This window comes from Kineococcus rubinsiae (genome assembly GCF_011839805.1).
In the GTDB taxonomy this organism is placed as follows: domain Bacteria; phylum Actinomycetota; class Actinomycetes; order Actinomycetales; family Kineococcaceae; genus Kineococcus; species Kineococcus rubinsiae.
Genome location: NZ_VWPY01000037.1, coordinates 1 through 19,479, shown reverse-complemented (window position 1 = coordinate 19,479; position 19,479 = coordinate 1). Strand labels below are relative to the sequence as shown.

Annotated in this window: 15 protein-coding genes and 1 pseudogene; 6 read left to right on the top strand and 10 right to left on the bottom strand. The window is 75.6% G+C overall.

Translation table 11 applies throughout. From position 1 onward, the window contains the following. Positions 1-74 precede the first annotated feature (74 nt). The 8 genes from F1544_RS16260 to F1544_RS16225 all read right to left on the bottom strand — a co-directional run bounded on the left by F1544_RS16260 (position 75) and on the right by F1544_RS16225 (position 9,450). Positions 75-287 carry a hypothetical protein gene (locus F1544_RS16260; protein ID WP_308470126.1) on the bottom strand — a complete coding sequence of 71 codons (213 nt, stop codon included), beginning with the start codon at positions 285-287 and terminating at the stop codon, positions 75-77. Positions 288-396: 109 nt separating this feature from the next. Then, a complete protein-coding gene (locus tag F1544_RS16255; RefSeq protein WP_244308815.1) occupies positions 397-1,989 on the bottom strand; it encodes an MFS transporter in 1,593 nt (530 codons plus the stop codon). Between the two features lie 137 nt (positions 1,990-2,126). Next, complete coding sequence (locus F1544_RS16250) at positions 2,127-3,212, bottom strand: quinone-dependent dihydroorotate dehydrogenase (RefSeq protein ID WP_167587120.1); 1,086 nt, start codon at positions 3,210-3,212, stop codon at positions 2,127-2,129. 140 nt (positions 3,213-3,352) lie between these two features. Beyond that, positions 3,353-4,681, bottom strand: coding sequence for an MFS transporter (locus F1544_RS16245; protein WP_208972018.1), 1,329 nt, complete (start codon positions 4,679-4,681; stop codon positions 3,353-3,355). A 175-nt stretch (positions 4,682-4,856) separates the two neighbouring features. Next, the gene (locus tag F1544_RS26495; protein WP_167587119.1) at positions 4,857-5,900 is read right to left on the bottom strand and encodes a Gfo/Idh/MocA family oxidoreductase; all 1,044 of its coding nucleotides are present in this window, start codon (positions 5,898-5,900) and stop codon (positions 4,857-4,859) included. A 10-nt stretch (positions 5,901-5,910) separates the two neighbouring features. After that, on the bottom strand, positions 5,911-6,357 hold the full coding sequence (locus F1544_RS16235; protein ID WP_308470125.1) for a DUF779 domain-containing protein: 447 nt from the start codon (positions 6,355-6,357) through the stop codon (positions 5,911-5,913). Positions 6,358-6,496: 139 nt separating this feature from the next. Further along, entirely contained in the window at positions 6,497-8,020 is a 1,524-nt protein-coding gene (gene exaC, locus F1544_RS16230) for an acetaldehyde dehydrogenase ExaC (protein ID WP_167587118.1), read from the bottom strand. 134 nt (positions 8,021-8,154) lie between these two features. Continuing rightward, positions 8,155-9,450 (bottom strand): GAF domain-containing protein, encoded by a 1,296-nt coding sequence (locus tag F1544_RS16225; RefSeq protein WP_167587117.1) that lies wholly within the window; start codon positions 9,448-9,450, stop codon positions 8,155-8,157. Positions 9,451-9,743: 293 nt separating this feature from the next. Between F1544_RS16225 and F1544_RS16220 the strand changes: the two genes are divergently transcribed. Next, positions 9,744-11,072, top strand: coding sequence for a nicotinate-nucleotide--dimethylbenzimidazole phosphoribosyltransferase (locus F1544_RS16220; RefSeq protein WP_167587116.1), 1,329 nt, complete (start codon positions 9,744-9,746; stop codon positions 11,070-11,072). Here the strand turns inward: F1544_RS16220 and F1544_RS16215 are convergent. Beyond that, a complete protein-coding gene (locus tag F1544_RS16215; protein ID WP_208972017.1) occupies positions 11,024-11,710 on the bottom strand; it encodes a GNAT family N-acetyltransferase in 687 nt (228 codons plus the stop codon). The two genes, F1544_RS16220 and F1544_RS16215, sit on opposite strands and share 49 nt — an antisense overlap. Before the next feature lie 59 nt (positions 11,711-11,769). Here F1544_RS16215 and F1544_RS16210 point away from each other — a divergent pair, with 59 nt between their 5' ends. The 5 genes from F1544_RS16210 to F1544_RS16190 all read left to right on the top strand — a co-directional run bounded on the left by F1544_RS16210 (position 11,770) and on the right by F1544_RS16190 (position 18,543). Then, positions 11,770-13,266: a leucyl aminopeptidase gene (locus tag F1544_RS16210; protein WP_167587115.1), complete on the top strand. Its 1,497-nt coding sequence runs from the start codon at positions 11,770-11,772 to the stop codon at positions 13,264-13,266. Between the two features lie 254 nt (positions 13,267-13,520). Next, the gene (locus tag F1544_RS16205) at positions 13,521-13,982 is read left to right on the top strand and encodes a hypothetical protein (RefSeq protein WP_167587114.1); all 462 of its coding nucleotides are present in this window, start codon (positions 13,521-13,523) and stop codon (positions 13,980-13,982) included. A gap of 196 nt (positions 13,983-14,178) precedes the next feature. Further along, on the top strand, positions 14,179-15,558 hold the full coding sequence (lpdA, locus tag F1544_RS16200; RefSeq protein ID WP_167587113.1) for a dihydrolipoyl dehydrogenase: 1,380 nt from the start codon (positions 14,179-14,181) through the stop codon (positions 15,556-15,558). A 112-nt stretch (positions 15,559-15,670) separates the two neighbouring features. After that, complete coding sequence (gene sucB, locus F1544_RS16195) at positions 15,671-17,557, top strand: 2-oxoglutarate dehydrogenase, E2 component, dihydrolipoamide succinyltransferase (RefSeq protein ID WP_167587150.1); 1,887 nt, start codon at positions 15,671-15,673, stop codon at positions 17,555-17,557. A 95-nt stretch (positions 17,558-17,652) separates the two neighbouring features. Continuing rightward, positions 17,653-18,543 carry a TIGR01777 family oxidoreductase gene (locus F1544_RS16190; RefSeq protein WP_167587112.1) on the top strand — a complete coding sequence of 297 codons (891 nt, stop codon included), beginning with the start codon at positions 17,653-17,655 and terminating at the stop codon, positions 18,541-18,543. Between the two features lie 4 nt (positions 18,544-18,547). Here the strand turns inward: F1544_RS16190 and F1544_RS16185 are convergent. After that, positions 18,548-19,479 (bottom strand): annotated as a pseudogene (locus F1544_RS16185) (hypothetical protein); the annotation flags it as partial.

The window sequence follows — 19,479 nt, the reverse complement described above, 5'->3', positions numbered from 1 at the left end:
CCGGACCCCCGCGTCCTCCGGCCGGTGACCGGCCGGAGGACACGGGGCCCGGGTGTCCCGTCGGGCGCGGGCGGTCAGTCCGCCGGGCGCAGGCTCAGCGGGCCGTAGATCCGCTCGCCGTCGGCGAAGAGGTGCGCGGACTCCACGCCCCCGGCGCGCAGGCCGCGCCAGCTCTCCCCGATCCAGACCTCGGCGTCCGACTGCGTCGGGAACACCTCACCGCCGCCCTCGACCGGGCGGCCGTCGATGTCCTCCAGCTGCCACGACCACTGCGCGATCCGGCTCACGGGTTCCCCTCCTCGACTGCTGCGACGTCCACCCGGCGCACGCTAGCCCGCGCCGGCGACACCCACCCCGCGACACGAGGCCGCGGCGGTGCGCCGGACGGGGGGGGCGTCAGCCGGTCGGCGCGCCCCGGCGGTGCCGCGGGCCGCGCTGCGCCGGCGTGGTGGCGTGCCTCCCGCCGGCCGCGGCGTGCGGGGCGCCCGCGTCGGGGTCCGCGGAGTGCTTGCGGCGGCGCAGGTCCAGCAGCGCGAGCACCAGGGCGAGCAGCACCAGGCCGAGCGAGACGCGCAGCCCCATCGACAGCGCGTCGCCGAACAGCGCCTGGACGGCCTCGGGCGGCCGGCCGCCCCCGCTGTCCGGGCGCCCGCCGCCGGCCGCGGAGGCGATGCCGGAGAAGAAGATGGCCGAGACCAGCGCCACGCCCATCGCGGAGCCCACGCGCTGCCCCGTCTGCAGGACGCCGCCCGCGACCCCGCCGACCTCGGTCGGCACCTCGGCGAGCGTGAGCGTCTGGTTGGGCGAGATGACCAGGCCCGTGCCGGCCCCCGCGACCATGAGGCACGCCGACAGCGCGATCGCGCCGGGGACCTCCTGCACGGAAGCCGAGACGAGGTCCGCCGCGACGAGCCCGACGGACATGACGACGAGGCCCACGACGACGGTCTGGCGGCCGAAGCGGTTGACGAAGCGCCCCCCGAGGCCCGAGCAGGCCGCCGACGCGAGCGCGAACGGCGTCTGGACGAGCCCGGCCTGCAGGGCCGTGAAGCCCAGCCCGGACTGCAGGTACAGCGTCACGACGAGGAAGATGCCGGTGAAGCCCGCGAAGAAGGCGATGCCGACGAGGGCCCCGCCCGTGAAGGACCGGGTCCGCACCAGCGCGGACGGCACGACGGGTTCGCGGCCGCGCCGCTCGTAGGCGCGCTCCCACAGGACGAAGCCGACGAGGAGCGCGACGCCCGGCACCAGCGACAGCCAGCGCAGGGGCTCGTCGTCCTGGCCCGTGGTGAGCACGAACGGGAGCATGAGGAACACGACGCCGACCGCGAGCAGGGCGAGCCCGACGAGGTCGAGGGTCAGCTTGCGCCCGCGCACCCGCTCGGCGCGGGGCAGCAGCCGCACCGCGAACGGCAGCAGCACCAGGCCGATCGGCACGTTGACGAGGAACACCGCCCGCCAGCCCGCGTCGGTGCCGAAGACCTGGATGAGCAGCCCGCCGAGCAGCGGCCCGACGGCCGTCGAGACCCCGACCGTGGTGCCGAAGAGGCCGAAGGCCTTGCCCCGCTCCGGGCCCTGGAAGAGCTCCTGCAGCAGGCCGATGACCTGCGGGTTCAGGATGCCCGCGGCGATGCCCTGCACGAGCCGCACGACGGCGAGCGCCGTGGCCGACTGCACCAGGCCGGCGCCCGCGCTGGTCACCGTGAAGGCGACCAGGCCGACGAGGAAGACGGTGCGGCGGCTGAACAGGTCGCCGAAGCGGCCCGCGGGGACGAGGACCAGGCCGAACGCCAGCGCGTAGCCCGCGACGATCCACTGGACCTGGCTGGGGCCCGCCCCGAGCGAGCCCTGGATCGAGGGCAGCGCCACGTTGACGATGGAGACGTCGAGCAGGGTCATGAACCCGGCGGCGAGGCAGACGGCGAGGGCCCTCCAGCGGTGCGGGTCGGGCTGACCGCTGCCGCCCTGCTGCGCAGGGGCGTCGGGCATGGGGGTTCTCCTCGGGTGCGGTGCTGGGGGTGGGCCGGTGGGCGCCACCCCCGACCGTCACCCGGATCGTCGCCCCCCACAACTCGACACGCTCGCCACCCGGCGCGCCGGATCGGCTCTCGTGCGAGGCGTCGCCCTCAGGGCGTGGCGGTGTCGGACTCCCGCCGGGTCCGGGAGGCCGCGAGGCCCTCCAGGACGCGCCGCGGCCACGCCGGGCCCTCGTAGACGAACGCCGTGTACGCCTGGACCAGCGACGCCCCGGCCTCCAGGCGCGCGGCCACGTCGGCGGAGGTCTCGATGCCGCCGACGCTGATCAGCACGAGGCGGTCGGTGGTGCGCTCGGAGAGCCGGCGCAGGACGGCGAGGGAGCGCTCCTTCAGCGGGGCCCCCGAGAGGCCCCCGCCCCCGGCCGAGGCGACCTCGGCCGCGGGGGTGCGCAGGCCCTCCCGCGTGATGGTGGTGTTGGTCGCGACGATGCCGTCCAGCCCGGTCTCCAGCGCGAGGTCGGCGACCGCGTCGACGTCGGCGTCGGAGAGGTCCGGGGCGATCTTGACGAGCAGCGGCACGTGGCGGTGCGCGGCGGCGTCGGCGGCGGTGCGCACGGCCTCGAGCACGGGCCGCAGCTTGCCGACGGCCTGCAGGTCGCGCAGGCCCGGGGTGTTGGGCGAGCTGACGTTGACGACCAGGTAGTCGGCGTAGGGGGCGAGCAGGCGGGCGGAGGTCGCGTAGTCCGCGGCGGCGTCGGCCTCGTCGACGACCTTGCTCTTGCCGATGTTGACGCCGATCGCCACGGGGTGGCGCGGGGGGACGGCGCGCAGCTGCCGCAGCCGGCGGGCCACGACCTCGGCGCCGGAGTTGTTGAAGCCCATGCGGTTGACGATGGCCCGGTCCTCGGTCAGCCGGGCCAGGCGCGGTCGCGGGTTGCCGGGCTGGGGCAGGGCCGTGACGGTGCCGACCTCGACGAAGCAGAAGCCCAGGTTCCCGAGCGCCTCGACGCCGAGGCCGTCCTTGTCGAAGCCGGCCGCGAGGCCGAGCGGGCCGGGCAGGTCCATGCCGAGGACGCGGGTGCGCAGCCGAGGGTCCGGGGCCACGAACAGGTGCCGGGTGAGGTCGGCGACCGGGGGGACGCGCGCAGCGGCGCGCATCGCGGAGAAGGCCCAGTGGTGCGCCCGCTCCGGGTCGATCTTCGTGAAGACGGTCCGGTAGAGCGCCCGGTACACCATGTCCTGCTCAGCCCCCTGCGTCTCGAGCCCCCGCCACCGCGGCCAGAGCGGCCGGGATCGACCTTAATCGATGCGCTCGCCGCCCGGCAGCAGACCGCCCCCGGACCGCGGGGTCCGGGGGCGGTCGGTGCGGCGAGGGGTCAGCTCGACAGCGACGCCGTGCGGGTCTCGCGCAGCAGGGCCAGCGCGACGAGGCTCACGACGGCCGTGCCGGCGAGGTAGAACCCGACCCAGCTGAGCCCGCCCGCCTGCGCGAGGCGCACCGCGGTGTAGGGGGCCAGCGAGGCGCCGAGGATGCTGCCGAGGTTGAAGGCCAGCGAGGCCCCCGTGTAGCGGACCGTCGTCGGGAACAGCTCGGGCAGGTAGGCGCCGATGGGCCCGAACACCAGGCCCATGAAGAACAGCCCGGCGCACAGCCAGAGCAGGACGAGACCGCGGTCGCCGGAGCCCAGCAGGGGCTCGGTGAGCAGGCCGACGACGGCCGCGCCGACCATCGCGACCGCGAGGACGGGGCGGCGGCCGAAGCGGTCCGAGGCCAGCCCGGACAGCGGCGTCGCGGCGGCCATGAACAGCACCGCGAAGCACAGCATCAGGAGGAAGTCCTGGCGCGGGTAGGCGAGGCCGGTGGGCGACGTCCCGAAGCTCAGCGACCAGGCCGTGGTCAGGTAGAAGAGCGTGTAGGTGACGATCACCGACACGGCGCCGAGCACGACGATCTTCCAGCTGGAGCGGAACAGGACCGCGACGGGCACGCGCACGGGCTTCTTCTCGGCCAGCGCCTGCGCGAAGACCGGGGTCTCGCTGAGGCTCAGGCGGATGTAGAGGCCGAGGCCGACGAGGACGGCGCTGAGCAGGAACGGCACGCGCCAGCCCCAGGACGTGAACGCCTCGTCGCTCATGCCCGCGGACAGCGCGATGAAGAGGGTGTTCGCGATGATGAACCCGAGGGGCGCGCCGAGCTGCGGCAGCATCCCGTACAGCGCGCGGCGGTTCGGCGGCGCGTTCTCGGTGGCGAGCAGCGCGGCGCCGCCCCACTCCCCGCCGAGGCCGAAGCCCTGTCCGAAGCGCAGCACGCACAGCAGGAACGGGGCCAGGTTGCCGGCCGTGGCGTGGGTGGGCAGCACGCCGATGAGGATCGTGCAGATCCCCATGACGAGCAGCGAGGCGATGAGGGTGGTCTTGCGGCCGACGCGGTCGCCGAAGTGGCCGAACACGATCGAGCCGAAGGGCCGGGCGACGAACGCCACCCCGAACGTCGCGAGCGAGGCGAGCGTCTCGGCGGTGTCGTTGTCGGAGGGGAAGAACAGCGGCCCGAAGACGAGGACCGCCGCGGTCGCGTAGACGTAGAAGTCGTAGAACTCGATCGTGGTGCCGACGAGGCTCGCGGCGGCGACCCGGCGCATCGGGTTCGCGGGGGCGGTGCCCGGCGCGGTGCGGGTGCTGGCTGGTGTCAGGTCGGGATGACCCATGGGAGGAGACCTCTGCTGGACGGGGCGGCCGCGCGGGGCGCGCAGGGATCGTCCTGCTCGGCGGCCTGGTCGTGGGCGGGCACCCCCGGCCACCAGGGTCTCCGGCCACCCGGGAGGTGCGGCGAGGAGCCTAGGGCATGCGCGGCCCGCGACCGGCTCTCCTGGAACCCGGGTGTCAGCCGAGGACGACGGTGCGGCCCTCGGCGGCGCTGGTGCGCGCGGCGTCGAGCACGGTCGCCGTGACGACCGCGTCCGCGGGCTCGACGGGCACCGGCCCCGTGCCGCGCACGGCCGCGGCGAAGCGCTCGTAGAAGAGCGGCCAGCGCCCGTTCTCGCTGCGCACCGGCAGCACCGGCCCTCCCGCGACGTGCAGCCGGCCCCAGCGGTGCGCGGGTTCCGCGCCCCACGCCTCCCCCTCCGCGGCGGGGGTGCGCCCGGCGAGCAGCAGCTCCTCCTGCACCTCCATCGGGGTGTCCAGGACGAAGGTGCCCGCGGTGCCCGTGACCCGGAACCGCGGCGCCGGGGCGGCCTGCTTCCACGAGCCCGAGACCTCGGTGCGCACGCCGACCGCGTGCTGCAGCTGCAGGCGGACGTCGTGCTCGGCGCCGTCCGCGCCGAGCGTCTGCGCGCTCACGGTCGCGACGGGGCCGAACAGCAGCAGCGCCTGGTCCACGAGGTGGCTGCCGAAGTCGCGCAGGAGACCGGCGCCGGCCTCCGGCGGGTCCCCCGCGGCCCAGCGCTCGAAGGAGGACTCGAAGCGCTGCACGCGCCCCAGCCCGCCCTCGTCGAGCACGCGCCGCAGCGTCAGCAGGTCGGCGTCGAAGCGGCGGTTCTGGTAGACGCTGAGCAGCACGCCGAGCTCGGCGGCCAGGGCGACGGTGCCCCGCGCGGCCTCGGCGTCCAGGGCGAAGGGCTTGTCGCACACCGTGGCCAGGCCCAGGCGCAGCGCCTGCTCGGTCAGGGCGGTGTGCGTCGCGGCGGGTGTGGAGATCGCCACCGCCTCGACGCCCAGCGCCGGGAGGTCCTCCAGGGCACCGACCACCGGCACGCCGTGCTCGGCGCGGGCCAGCTCCGCGCGCTCGGGCGAGCGGGTCACGACCGCGACCAGCTCGCACCCCGCCGCGCCCGCGACCACGGGGGCGTGGAAGAACCGGCCCCCCGCGCCGTAGCCGACGACGGCGGTGCGGACGGGTGCTGCGCTGGCGGCCGGGGTGCTCACGCGGTCGACGCTACCGGCCGGTCCCCCCGGCGGCCGGCACCTCGCAGCTCACGGGACCCGACAGCTCGTCCGGCACGCCCGCGGCCGTGATCAGCCGCGACCGGATGAGGAACCGGACGCCGTCGGGCGCCTCGAGCGAGAACCCCGCCCCGCGCCCCTTCACGAGGTCGATCGTCAGGTGGGTGTGCGACCAGAGCTGGAACTGCTCCTTCGACATCCACACGGGGACGGTGAACGCCTCGTCGTCGCCCTCGGCCGCGACCGCGAGATCGCCCAGCCGGACGTCCGCCTCGGAGGTGATGAAGTCGCCGTCGGGGAAGCACATCGGGGAGCTGCCGTCGCAGCAGCCGCCCGACTGGTGGAACATCAGCGGCCCGTTGCGCCGCCGCAGCCGCCGCAGCTGCGACGCGGCGGCGTCCGTCACCGCCACCCGCTCGGGGGTCCCTGCCTGCTCCACGCGTTCCTCCTGCTGGGTCGCGGACGGTTCCCCGTCCCGCTGGTGCGCTCCTCGCGGTGTCGCGGTCCTCCGCGGTCGAGCCTGGCCTCCGCGGTCGTGCAGGGCGTCCCTGCACGACCGCGGAGGGGTCGGGGTCGGCTCAGAAGAAGCCGAGCTTCGACGTCGCGTAGCTCACCAGCAGGTTCTTGGTCTGCTGGTAGTGGTCGAGCATCATCTTGTGGTTCTCGCGGCCGATGCCCGAGCTCTTGTAGCCGCCGAACGCCGCGTGCGCCGGGTAGGCGTGGTAGTTGTTCGTCCACACCCGCCCCGCCTGGATCCCGCGGCCCATCCGGTAGGCGGTGTGGATGTTGCGCGACCACACGCCCGCCCCGAGCCCGTACAGGGTGTCGTTGGCGATCTTCAGCGCGTCGTCCTCGCCGTCGAAGCGCGTCACCGCGAGCACCGGCCCGAAGATCTCCTCCTGGAAGATCCGCATGCTGTTGTCGCCCTCGAAGATCGTCGGGGTGACGTAGTAGCCGCCCGCGAGGTCGCCGCCGAGCTCGGCGCGCTCGCCGCCCGTGAGCAGGCGGGCGCCCTCCTGCTTGCCGATGTCGATGTAGGACAGGATCTTCTCGAGCTGGTCGTTGCTCGCCTGCGCCCCGATCATCGTGGCGGTGTCGAGCGGGTTGCCCTGCACCACGGCCTCGGTCCGCTTCACGCCGTCGGCGAGGAACGTGTCGTAGATCGAGCTCTGGATGAGCGCGCGCGACGGGCAGGTGCAGACCTCGCCGCCGTTCAGCGCGAACATCGTGAACCCCTCGAGGGCCTTGTCGTAGAAGTCGTCGTGGGCGCTGGCGACGTCCTCGAAGAACACGTTGGGGCTCTTGCCGCCGAGTTCCAGCGTCACGGGGATGAGGTTCTGGCTGGCGTACTGCATGATCAGCCGGCCGGTCGTCGTCTCGCCCGTGAAGGCGATCTTGCGGATGCGCGGGTTCGAGGCCAGCGGCTTGCCGGCCTCGACGCCGAAGCCGTTGACGATGTTCACGACGCCGGGCGGCAGCAGGTCCCCGATGAGCCCGAACAGGTACATGATCGACGCGGGCGTCTGCTCGGCGGGCTTGAGCACGACGCAGTTCCCGGCCGCGAGCGCGGGGGCCAGCTTCCAGAACGCCATGAGGATCGGGAAGTTCCAGGGGATGATCTGCCCGACCACGCCGAGCGGTTCGTGGAAGTGGTAGGCGACGGTGTCGTCGTCGATCTGCGAGATGCCGCCCTCCTGGGCGCGCACGACGCCCGCGAAGTAGCGCAGGTGGTCCACGACGAGCGGGATGTCGGCGGCCAGGCACTCGCGCACCGGCTTGCCGTTGTCCCACGTCTCCGCGACCGCGATGGCCTCGAGGTTCGCCTCGATGCGGTCGGCGATCCGGTTGAGGACCAGCGCGCGGGCGGCGACCGAGGTCCGTCCCCACGCGGGGGCCGCGGCGTGCGCGGCGTCCAGCGCCCGCTCGATGTCGGCCGCGGTCCCGCGGGCGACCTCGGTGAACGTCCTGCCGTTCACGGGCGAGGGGTTCTCGAAGTACTCCCCCGACGCCGGGGGGACCCACTCGCCGCCGATGTAGTGGTCGTAGCGCTCGGCGTACGTCATCAGGCTGCCGTCGGTGCCCGGGGCTGCGTACACGGTCATGAAGAACCTCCGCGGTGCTCTGCGCGACTCCCTCGTCGCGCGCAGGCCGCCACGCTAGGCCCCGCGGCGTTGCAGGTCCGTTGCAGCCGCCCCGGACGGCGCGGTCAGGGCGCGGGACGGGACCGGGTGCCGGCTCAGACGGCGTGCAGGCGGGTCGCCCGCGCGAGCGCCTCGCCGCGGGCCGGGTCGCCCGGCGCGAGGCGGCGCAGCAGCTCGGCGGCCACCCCGGCGTCGTCGCGGCCCTGCGCCGTGCGCGCCCAGCGCAGTAGGGCGTCGTCGTCGCGGCCCTCCAGCACGGCCGTGCGGACCCCGATCTCGAGCTCGTCGCGCAGCTCCCGCACGGCCGGGGCGTCGGAGGCCGGCAGCAGCGGGCCGCCCCAGGCGGCGACGGCGTCGGCGACGCGCCCCTCGCGCAGCGCGGCCCGCACGTCCAGGGCGTCGCAGCGGACGTCGCCGAGGACCCGGTGCGGCGAGGCGCTGATGCCCACCGCCCCGCCCGTGCGCTCCCCCAGCACCGCGCGCAGGCGGTGCACCTCGGCGCGCACCGAGCCCGGCGCCAGGTCGCGCTCGTCCAGCGCCGCCGCCAGCCGCGCGGCCCCGCAGCCCCGGCCCTCCTCGTCGGCGAGCAGCAGGAGCAGCAGCTCGCTGTGACGCAGCGACAGCGACCGCTGGACCCCGTCCGCCACCAGCGTGCCGTCGGCGGGCCCGAGCACCCGCAGCATCGCGACGGGGGCGGCCGCCCCGGCGGGGGGAGCACCGCCGGAGACGAGCCGGCGCAGGTCGGCGACCCGCAGCTCCGCCTCCACGGCCCCGGCGGCCGCGCGCACGAGCTGCAGGGCCCGCTCGCGGCCGAGCTCGTCGCCGCCCGTGAGGTCCAGGACGCCGAGGACGTCACCCGTCGCGGGGTCCCGCACGGGCGCGGCGGAGCAGCTCCACCGGGCCACCGCGGTGGCGTAGTGCTCGGCGGAGCGGACGCGAACCGGGCGCTGCAGGGCCAGCGCGGTGCCCGGGGCGTTCAGGCCCGCGACGTCCTCGCTCCACCGCGTGCCCTCGGTGAAGGACATCCGCTCCGCGGCGCGGCGCAGCCCGGGGTCGCCCTCGACCCAGAGCAGCGTGCCGTCGGCGTCGCTGACCGCCATGAGGACGGGCACCCCGAGCGGCTCCTCGAGCAGGAGCCGGCGCGCGGTCGGCAGGACGGGCGTGAGGCGGTGCGCGGCGCGGCGCTCGCGCAGTCCCGGGGCGTCCAGCGCGACCGGGGCCAGGACGCGGTCGGGGTCCAGGCCCGTGCCGCGGCTGCGCCACCACGACGAGGACACGAGGTCGCGGGCACCGGTCAGCGGCCGGCCGGCCGCGCTGTCGCTCAGCCAGTCGTCGCGCGCGGCGAGCAGCCCGTCGCCCTCGGGGGGCTCCGCGGTGCCTGGCGTCCTCACCGGTCCCCCTCCTCCACCGTCGGCCCGGGCGCGGCCGGCGGGCCGGGGCGTGCGTGCCGCCGACGGTAGGTCGGGCGGGCGGCCGGGACAAGGACCGCGGCGCGGACGGGTCGGGCCGGGCGACGGGCCGGGCCGGGCGAGGGGTCCGGCCGGGCGGGGGTCCGGTGGGGGCGGGACGCGCGGCGGGGCGGGGGTGCGGCGGCCCGGGTGCGACGATCGGGGGCCCCGCCCCGGGCGAGCGCCCCACGCGCCGCCCGGCCGACCACCTCACGCCCCGCCCCAGGAGGACCCCGATGAGCGACGGCCCGCCGCCGCTGAACCTGCGCGAGCTCGCCGAGGGCCTGAGCTCGCCCCGCCAGCAGACCGCGCCGCCGCGCGTGGACGCCCCGCTGCTGGCGGACTCGCGCCTGGAGACCGTGGGCCGCTGGCTCGCGAGCACCCAGGACCGCGACGTCCCGGCGCCCCTGGACCGCGTGCGGCTGGTCGTCTTCGCGGGTGACCACGGCGTCGCGCACGCGGACGTCTCCCGCCTCGCGCCGGGCACCACGGCCGACGCCGTGCGGGCCCTGGTGCAGGGCCGCGGGCCGACCGCGAGCCTCGCGGCGCTGCACGGGGTCGGGGTGGCGGTGCACGCCGTCGGGGTCGACGACGACCTGTCCGACCTGCCCGCGGCCGTGACCGCGCACGCGGTGCGCCGCGGCTCGGGCGACGTGCGCGTCGAGGACGCCATGACGCTCGCGGAGACCGAGACCGCCCTGCGCGCGGGCGCGGCCGTCGCGGATGCCGAGATCGACGCGGGCGTGGACCTGCTGGTGCTGGGCGACCTCGGCGTCGGGGCGACGACCGTCGCGGCCGTGCTGGTCGCGGCCTGCCTGCGCAAGGGCGCGGTCGAGGTCGTCGGACGCGGCAGCGGTGTCGACGACGCCGCCTGGATGCGCAAGACCGCCGCAATCCGCGACGCGGTGCGCCGCAGCCGGCGCCACGCGACCCGTCCCACGGTGCTGCTGCAGACCGTCGGCAGCGCCGACACCGCGGCCGCGGTGGGCTTCCTGCTGCGCGCCGCGGCCCGGCGCACGCCCGTGCTCCTCGACGGCGTGGTCTCGGTCGCGGCCGCGCTCGTCGCCTCCCGGGGCGTGCCGGGCGTGGAGAGCTGGTGGGCCCTGGCCGCCCGCAGCGCCGAGCCGGCGCTCGTCCTCGGGGCGGAGCGCACCAAGCTCGTCCCGCTGCTCGACCTCGGGGCCGGCCGCGGCGGCGGCACCGCCGCGCTCACCGCGCTGCCGGTCCTGCGGGCCGCCCAAGCGCTCGCGGCCTCCGACGCGGCGGACGCCCCGCCCGCCCCGGAGCCGGAACCCGAGCCGGAGCCCGTGGCCGGGAGCGCCCAGGAAGAGGAGGCGACCTCGGTCCACGCGGACGAGGTCGCGGCCGTGGAGGTCCTGCCCGTCGAGGTCGTGGCCGTCGAGGTCGTGCCCGTCGAGGTGGCCCCGGGCGAGCGGGTCCTGGAAGAGCGGGTCCCCGACGAGCGGGTCCCCGACGAGCGGGTCCCCGACGACCTCGACCGGGACGAGGCGGCGCCTCAGGCGGGCGCGTCCCCGTCCGCGGCGAACGAGCGCCCCAGCACGTAGCTCGTGGCCCCCGGCTCGGGCTCGACCAGCGGTCGCAGCCCGAGCCGGGCGTAGAACCCGACGGCCCGGGTGTTGGCCGCCCCCACCCCGAGGTGCACGCCCGGTGACCCCGCGTCGCGCAGCCGGCCGAGGACGTGGTCGATCAGCCGCCGGCCGAGCCCGAGGCCCTGGGCGACGGGCAGCAGGTCGACGTGCAGGTGCGACGGGTGGGTCGCCAGGTACGGGCGCTCCTCCACGGGTGCCGTGTGCACCTGCCGCAGCAGGGGGGCGTCGAAGGCGGACGCGTCGGGCCCGGGTGCGGGGTAGCGCTCCCGCAGCGCGGGCCACCAGTGCTCGGCGCACCACGCCTCGAAGGCGAGCGTGTCGCGGCAGCCGATGACGTAGCCGACGACCCGCAAGTCGAGCTCGACGACCGTCACGAGACCGGGGTCGGCGACGGCGTAGGGCGCGGCGTAGACGTCGCCCACCAGGTCGGGCCACGCGGTGAGCGCACTGCCGTCGGCGCCGAGGTCGCCCGTGCGCAGGCACACCTCCCGCAGGTCGCCGAGGTCGTCCGCGGCGAAGGGCCGCAGCCTCGGCTCGCCGCCGTCCGCACTGCGCTGCGCGGCCGCCGGCCGTCCCGTCCGCTCGTCGCTCACGCGGGGAGCCTGCCACGGCACCCGTCCGGGGGCCGCGGGCCCGTCGCTAGGCTGCGCAGGTGGTCCAACTGAGCCTGTCCGGGAAGTCCCTCAAGAGCGCTGCCGCCGACGTGCTGGTGCTGGCGGTCGCCGACGACGGGGGCAGCCCCGTCCTGCTGGCCACCGAGGAGCTGCCGCGCGCGGCCGCGTCCGCGCTGAAGAGCGCCGTCACCGACCTGCGGGTCACCGGGGCCGCGGAGTCCGTGCACCTGGTGCCCGCCGTGCCGGGGCTCGCGACCTCCCTCGTCGCCCTCGTCGGCGTCGGCCCGCTCGCCGCGGCCGACGGCCACGAGGTGCTGCGCCGTGCGGCCGGCGCCGTCGTGCGCTCCCTCGCCGGCCGCCGCAGCGTGGCGCTGGCGCTGCCGGTGCCCGACGCGATCTCCGTCGCCGCCGTGGCCGAGGGCGCCGCGCTCGGCGCGTACGCCTTCTCCCTCTACCGCACCGTGCCGAAGGCCCCGGTGGCCGAGGTCGCCGTCCTCGTCGCCAAGCCGCGCGACCGCGCGCTGCGGGCGGCCGTGGAGCGCGCCCAGGTCGTCGGCGAGGCCGTCGCCGTGGCGCGCGACCTGATCAACACCGCCCCCGGGGACCTCGCGCCCGCCGACCTCGCCGCGGCGGCCGTCCGCCTGGCGGAGGGCTCGTCGATGACGGTCCGCGTCCTCGCTGAGCAGGAGCTCGCCGACGGCGGCTTCGGCGGCATCCTCGGCGTGGGCCAGGGCTCCTCGCGGCCGCCGCGCCTCGTCGTGGTGGAGCACGCGCCCAAGGGCGCCCGGGGCCACCTGGCCCTGGTCGGCAAGGGCATCACGTTCGACTCGGGCGGCCTGTCGCTGAAGCCCCCGGCCGGCATGGAGACGATGAAGAGCGACATGTCCGGCGCCGCGGCCGTGCTGGCCGCGGTCAAGGCCGTCGCCGACCTGGGCCTGCCGCTGCGCGTCACCGGCTGGCTCGCGGTCGCGGAGAACATGCCCTCGGGCACGGCGATCCGCCCCTCCGACGTGCTGACGATGCACGGCGGGACGACGGTCGAGGTCCTCAACACCGACGCCGAGGGCCGCCTCGTCCTCGGCGACGCCCTCGTGGCCGCCACCGCCGAGCACCCCGACCACGTCGTGGACGTCGCCACCCTCACGGGCGCGCAGGTCGTCGCGCTGGGCAACCGGGTCTCGGCCGTCATGGGCAACCACGACGGGTTCCGCGACGGCGTGCTGGCCGCGGCCGAGCGCGCGGGCGAGCAGTTCTGGCCGATGCCCCTGCCGCGCGAGCTGCGGGCGAGCCTGGACTCCCCCGTCGCCGACCTGGCCAACATCGGCGACCGGGCCGGCGGGATGCTCGTGGCCGGGCTCTTCCTGCAGGAGTTCGTCGGCGCGGGCGCCGACGGCGAGCCGGTGCCGTGGGCGCACCTGGACATCGCGGGCCCGGCGTTCCAGACGGGTGAGCCGCACGGCTACACCCCTAAGGGCGGCACGGGCGTGGCCGTCCGGACGCTGCTGGCGCTGGCGGAGGACCTCGCGGGGTCCTGACGCGGACGGACGGCGGACCGGGTGACGGACGGTCACCCGATCGGGCTAACGGCGGGGCGCTGAGCGTGGTCTCCGTAACTTTCTGTCACAGATCCTCAGGATCAGGCGAGCTCCTGCCGATCTGGGCGGATCAGGAGTCGTGCACAGATAGCGACGGACGCTATGCTCTTGGTGACGATCCTCGGGGGACGTCGCCACCCGCCCACCCTTTCGCACCGTCCGGCCCAGCCGGGTTGCATCGCCCAGGAGGCCCCATGTCCCGCCTGCTCCACATCGCCCGTCGCGCCACCCTCGCCGCCGTCGGCACGGCCCTCGCGGCCGGCGCCGTGGTGGGGACGAGCGGTCTCGCCTCGGCCGCTCCCGTCGCCATCGCGAAGCAGACGAGCGTCGCGCCCGCCAAGAAGGAGGCCGCTCCTCTGAAGAAGGAGTCGGTCATCCTCAAGAAGGAGTCGGCTCCCCTCGCCAAGAAGGAGTCGACGACGCTGCTGAAGAAGGAGTCGGCGACCCTCCTGAAGAAGGAGTCGGCGACCCTGGCCAAGAAGGAGTCGGCCACCCTCGCCAAGAAGGAGTCGACCGTCCTGGCCAAGAAGGAGTCCTCGACCCTCGCGAAGAAGGAGTCGGCGACCCTGGTCAAGAAGGAGTCGAGCACCCTCGCCAAGAAGGAGTCGACCACCCTGGCCAAGAAGGAGTCGGCGCCGACGGAGTGGCTGCGCTGACCTCAGCGCCCCACCGGCACGCACGACGCCCCCCGCAGCACGACGACGGCGGCACCACGGCACCCGTGGTGCCGCCGTCGTCGCGTCCGGGCGCCTCCACCCGCACGCACCCGGCGTCCCCCCTGGCGCCGGAGGTGGGCCGTGGTGACAGACTTGCCCGGACCCAGTCGCCATCAGCCAACACCGGGAGCAATTCGTGGCAGGTGCCGCCGAGCAGGAGTACGACGTCGTCATCCTCGGAGGGGGCAGCGGTGGCTACGCCGCCGCGCTGCGCTCCGCCGAGCTCGGGCTGTCGGTCGCCCTCGTGGAGAAGGACCTGCTGGGAGGGACCTGCCTGCACCGCGGGTGCATCCCGACCAAGGCCCTGCTCCACGCCGCCGAAGTGGCCGACACCGCGCGCGAGGCCGAGTCCTTCGGGGTCCGCGCATCGCTCGAGTCGATCGACATGGCGGGCGTGAACAAGTACAAGGACGGCGTCGTCGCGCGCCTCTACAAGGGCCTGCAGGGGCTCGTGAAGTCCCGCAAGGTCGAGCTGGTCAGCGGTGCGGGCCGCCTGGTGGGCAAGCGCACCGTCGAGGTGGACGGGCAGCGCTACACGGGCAAGTCCCTCGTGCTGGCCACCGGCTCCTACTCCCGCACGCTGCCCGGTCTCGAGATCGGCGGCCGGGTCATGACCAGCGAGCAGGCGCTGCAGCTGGACTCGGTGCCGAAGTCGGTCGTCGTCCTCGGCGGCGGCGTCATCGGCGTCGAGTTCGCGAGCGTCTGGCGCTCCTTCGGCGCCGACGTGACCATCGTCGAGGCGCTGCCGCACCTCGTGCCGCTGGAGGACGAGGCCGCGAGCAAGGCGCTCGAGCGCGCCTTCCGCAAGCGCGGCATCGCGTTCTCCCTCGGCGTCCGCTTCGCGGGCGTCGAGCAGAGCGACAGCGGCGTCACCGTGAAGCTCGAGAACGGCAAGAGCTTCGAGGCCGAGATCATGCTCGTCGCCGTCGGCCGCGGGCCCAGCACCGCGAACCTCGGCTACGAGGAGCAGGGCATCACGATGGACCGCGGGTTCGTCCTCACCGACGAGCGCCTGCGGACCAACGTCGACGGCGTCTACGCCGTGGGCGACATCGTCCCCGGCCTCCAGCTCGCCCACCGCGGGTTCCAGCAGGGCATCTTCGTCGCCGAGGAGATCGCGGGCCTCGCCCCGGCCCCCATCGACGAGCTCGGCATCCCCAAGGTCACCTACTCCGAGCCCGAGGTCGCCTCCGTCGGGCTGACGGAGGCCAAGGCGCGGGAGAAGTTCGGCGACGTCGAGGTCGTCGAGTACAACCTCGGGGGCAACGGCAAGAGCCAGATCCTCGGCACGACCGGCTTCGTCAAGCTCGTCCGCCAGAAGGACGGCCCCGTCGTGGGCGTCCACATGGTCGGCTCACGCATGAGCGAGCAGGTCGGCGAGGCCCAGCTCATCGTCAACTGGGAGGCCTTCCCGGAGGACGTCGCGGCCCTCGTGCACACCCACCCGACGCAGAACGAGGCCGTCGGCGAGGCCTTCCTGGCGCTCGCCGGCAAGCCGCTGCACTCGCACAGCTGACCCCGTCCCGGCCGGCACCCCCGCGGGTGCTGGCCGGCACTCGCAGAACCGTCAGATCCGTGGGCGTCCTCCGGGCGCCCGGAGCACGCCCGTCGTGAGGAGAACCGAACAGATGTCGAACTCGGTGCAGATGCCGGCGCTCGGGGAGAGCGTCACCGAGGGCACCGTGACCCGGTGGCTGAAGCAGGTCGGCGACACCGTCGAGGTCGACGAGCCCCTGCTGGAGGTGTCCACCGACAAGGTCGACACCGAGATCCCCTCGCCGTTCGCGGGCACCCTCCAGGAGATCCTCGTCGAGGAGGACGAGACCGTCGAGGTCGGCGCCGACCTCGCGCGCATCGGTGACGGCGCGGCCCCCGAGGCCGCCGCCCCCTCGGAGCCGGAGCCGGAGCCCGAGGCCGCTCCCGAGCCGCCCACGACCCAGGACGCGCAGCAGGCGCCCGAGACCGAGCAGGAGCCGTCGCCCGAGCAGCCGCCCGCGGCCGCCGCGGCGCCCAGCTCCGGCGGCGGCACCGCCGTGAAGATGCCCGCCCTGGGCGAGAGCGTCACCGAGGGCACCGTCACCCGCTGGCTCAAGGCCGTCGGCGACGCCGTCGAGGTCGACGAGCCCCTGCTGGAGGTGTCCACCGACAAGGTCGACACCGAGATCCCCTCCCCCGTGGCGGGGACGCTGCAGGAGATCCTCGTCGGCGAGGACGAGACCGTCGAGGTCGGCACGGACCTGGCCCGCATCGGCGACGGCGCGGCTCAGCCGTCCGCTCCGCAGGAGTCGGCCCCCCAGGAGTCCGCTCCCCAGCAGTCGGCGCCCCAGGAGTCCGCCCCCGCGGCGGTCCCGGCCCCCGAGGCGCAGGACGAGCCGAAGGCCGAGGAGACGCTGGCCGACGAGGTCGCGGTGCGCGACAGCGCCCGCGAGCAGGCGGAGCAGGCCACGCAGCCGTCCGCGCAGCCCACCCAGGTGCAGGAGGAGAAGGCCTCCGCGTCCTCCTCCCCCGCGCCCGCCCCGCAGGCCGGCGAGGCGCCGGCCGCGCAGCCGACCGGCGGCACCACCTACGTCACGCCGCTGGTGCGCAAGCTCGCCAAGGACCTCGGCGTGGACCTGTCCGCGCTGACGGGCACCGGCGTCGGCGGGCGCATCCGCAAGCAGGACGTCACGGCCGCCGCCGAGGAGGCGAAGGCCGCGGCCGCGAAGGCCGCCGAGGCCGCGAAGGCCCAGCAGGCCGCCCCGGCTCCGGCCGCCGCCCCGGCCGCCAAGCCGTCGGCGCCCGTCGTCGAGGTCTCCGCCAAGCGCGGCACGACCGAGAAGATGTCGCGGCTGCGCAAGATCATCGCCCAGCGCATGGTCGAGTCGCTGCAGACGTCGGCGCAGCTCACGACCGTCATCGAGGTCGACGTCACCCGCGTGGCGCGGCTGCGGGCGCAGGCGAAGAACAGCTTCCAGGCGACCGAGGGCGCGAAGCTCACGTTCCTGCCGTTCTTCATCAAGGCCACGGTCGAGGCGCTCAAGCAGCACCCGTCGCTGAATTCGAGCATCGACGGCGACACCGTCGTCTACCACGCCAGCGAGAACATCTCGATGGCCGTGGACACCCCCAAGGGCCTCATCGTCCCCGTCATCAAGGACGCCGGGGACCTGAACCTGGGCGGCATCGCCCGCAAGGTCGGCGACCTCGCGGCCCGCACGCGGGCCAACAAGATCACCCCCGACGACCTGGCCGGCGGCACGTTCACCATCACGAACACCGGCAGCATCGGCGCCCTGTTCGACACGCCGATCATCAACCAGCCGCAGGTGGCGATCCTCGGCACGGGTGCGATCGTCAAGCGCCCCGTCGTGGTCGCGGACGCCGACGGGCAGGACTCGATCGCCATCCGGTCGATGGCCTACCTGGCCCTGTCCTACGACCACCGCATCGTCGACGGCGCGGACGCGGCCCGCTTCCTGCAGACGATCAAGAAGCGCATCGAGGACGGCGCGTTCGAGGGCGACCTCGGGCTCTGACGTCCCCGACGGGCCCCGTCCCCCTCGCGGGGCGGGGCCCGTCCCACGCCCGGCCCCAGCAGGGACCGGGCACCCCCGGAACGAGGAGAACCCCCGTGCGCGTCGTCGTGAGTGGTGCAAGCGGCCTGATCGGCCGGCACCTGGTGCCGTCCCTGCGCGCGGACGGGCACGACGTCCTGGTGCTCGTGCGCCGGGAGCCGCGCGGGCCCGGCGAGCTGCGCTGGGACCCGGCGAGCGGGAGCATCGACCCCGCGGCCCTGACGGGCGCGGACGCCGTGGTGAACCTCTCCGGCGTCGGGGTGGGCGACCACCGCTGGACCCCGGAGTACAAGCGGGAGATCCTCAGCTCCCGCGTGCAGACGACGTCGACGCTGGTCACGGCCATGATCGCGCAGGAGCGTCGCCCGTCGGTGCTCGTCAACGCCTCGGCGGTCGGCGCCTACGGCGAGGCGGGCGACGCGGTCCTCACCGAGGACTCCCCGTGGGGCGACGACTTCCTCGCGGGTGTCGTGCGCGAGTGGGAGGCCGCGACCCGGCCCGCGACCGACGCCGGGATCCGCGTCGCGATGGCCCGCACGGGCCTCCTGGCGAGTCCCGCGGGCGGCGCCTTCGGCCGCCTCCTCACCCTGTTCCACCTCGGGGTGGGCGGCCGCCTCGGCAGCGGCAACCAGTGGTGGAGCCTCATCTCGATGCCCGACGAGGTCCGCGCGCTGACGTTCCTGCTCGAGAACCCCGTCTCCGGACCGGTCAACCTCACCGCGCCCGTGCCGGCGCACAACGCCGTCGTCACCAAGGCGCTGGGGCAGGCGCTGCACCGCCCCACCGTCCTCGCCGTCCCCGGGATCGCGCTGCGCACCGTGCTGGGCGAGTTCGCGAGCTCGGTCCTCATGAGCCAGCGGGTGGTGCCGCAGAAGCTCCTGGACGCGGGCTTCGTCTTCCGCCACCCCGACGCCACCACGATCGTCGACTGGCTCGCCGGCGCCTGAGGCGTCAGCCGACCGCGTCGACCCGCCACTGACCGGCCACGCGGACCAGGGTCAGCCGCGACGTGCGCGGCGCGGCGGCCGCCACCGGGGTGACGCCCCCGTCCGCCGAGACCACCTCGTGCGCGCCCGTCACGACGCTCGCCAGGACCACGGCCCGCTGGGCCGAGGACTCCTCCACGCGCACGTCCCGCACGTCGAAGGACAGCCCCGACCAGCGCCGGCCCGCCGAGCGCAGCTGCTCGAGCAGCGCCATGTCCGCGGTCAGGGCGCTCGAGCCGCCCGCGTCGGCCAGGAGCAGGTCGGTCGTGACGAGGCTCGTCAGCGCCTGCGCGCGCCGCGCCGCCAGCTCGCGGACCGCCGCGGTCACGTCGTCCCCCGCCAGCACCTCCGCGCCGACGTCGCCGCCCTCCGCGGGGAGCGGCGCACCGGAGGAGGGCACTGCGGGTGAGGGCACTGCGGGTGAGGCGGGCACGGCCGACCCCGTCGCGGGCAGCGACGGCGCGAGGGCCGGCAGCCCGGGGCTGGGCGCCGGTGGCGTGGCGGCGTCGGACGCGGGCGCCGCCTCCTTGTCACGGCGCGCGACCACCCCCGGCGCCGCCACCTCTGCGGACGCACCCCTGCCCGACGAGCCGTCCGCCGACGCGGCACCGTCCTGCCGCTCGTGCACGAGGACGGCCGCCCCGGCGAGGGCCAGCACGAGGACGGGCACCCCGACGAGCAGCAGGCGACCCGTTCCTCCCTGCATCCGCCCGGTGCCCGCGCGGGCCGCACCCGCCCGCGGCGCGTCCGCCTGCGGGCGGGCGGGCGGGGTCGCCGGAGCCGGTCGTCGCCTCCCGGAGCGCGAGGTGACCCCGGCGGGAGGCGCCTCGGCACCGGCCGGCGCCGCGGCGGCGGCCTGCAGCTGCCGGGTGACGGCGTGGGTGTCCAGGCCCGGGC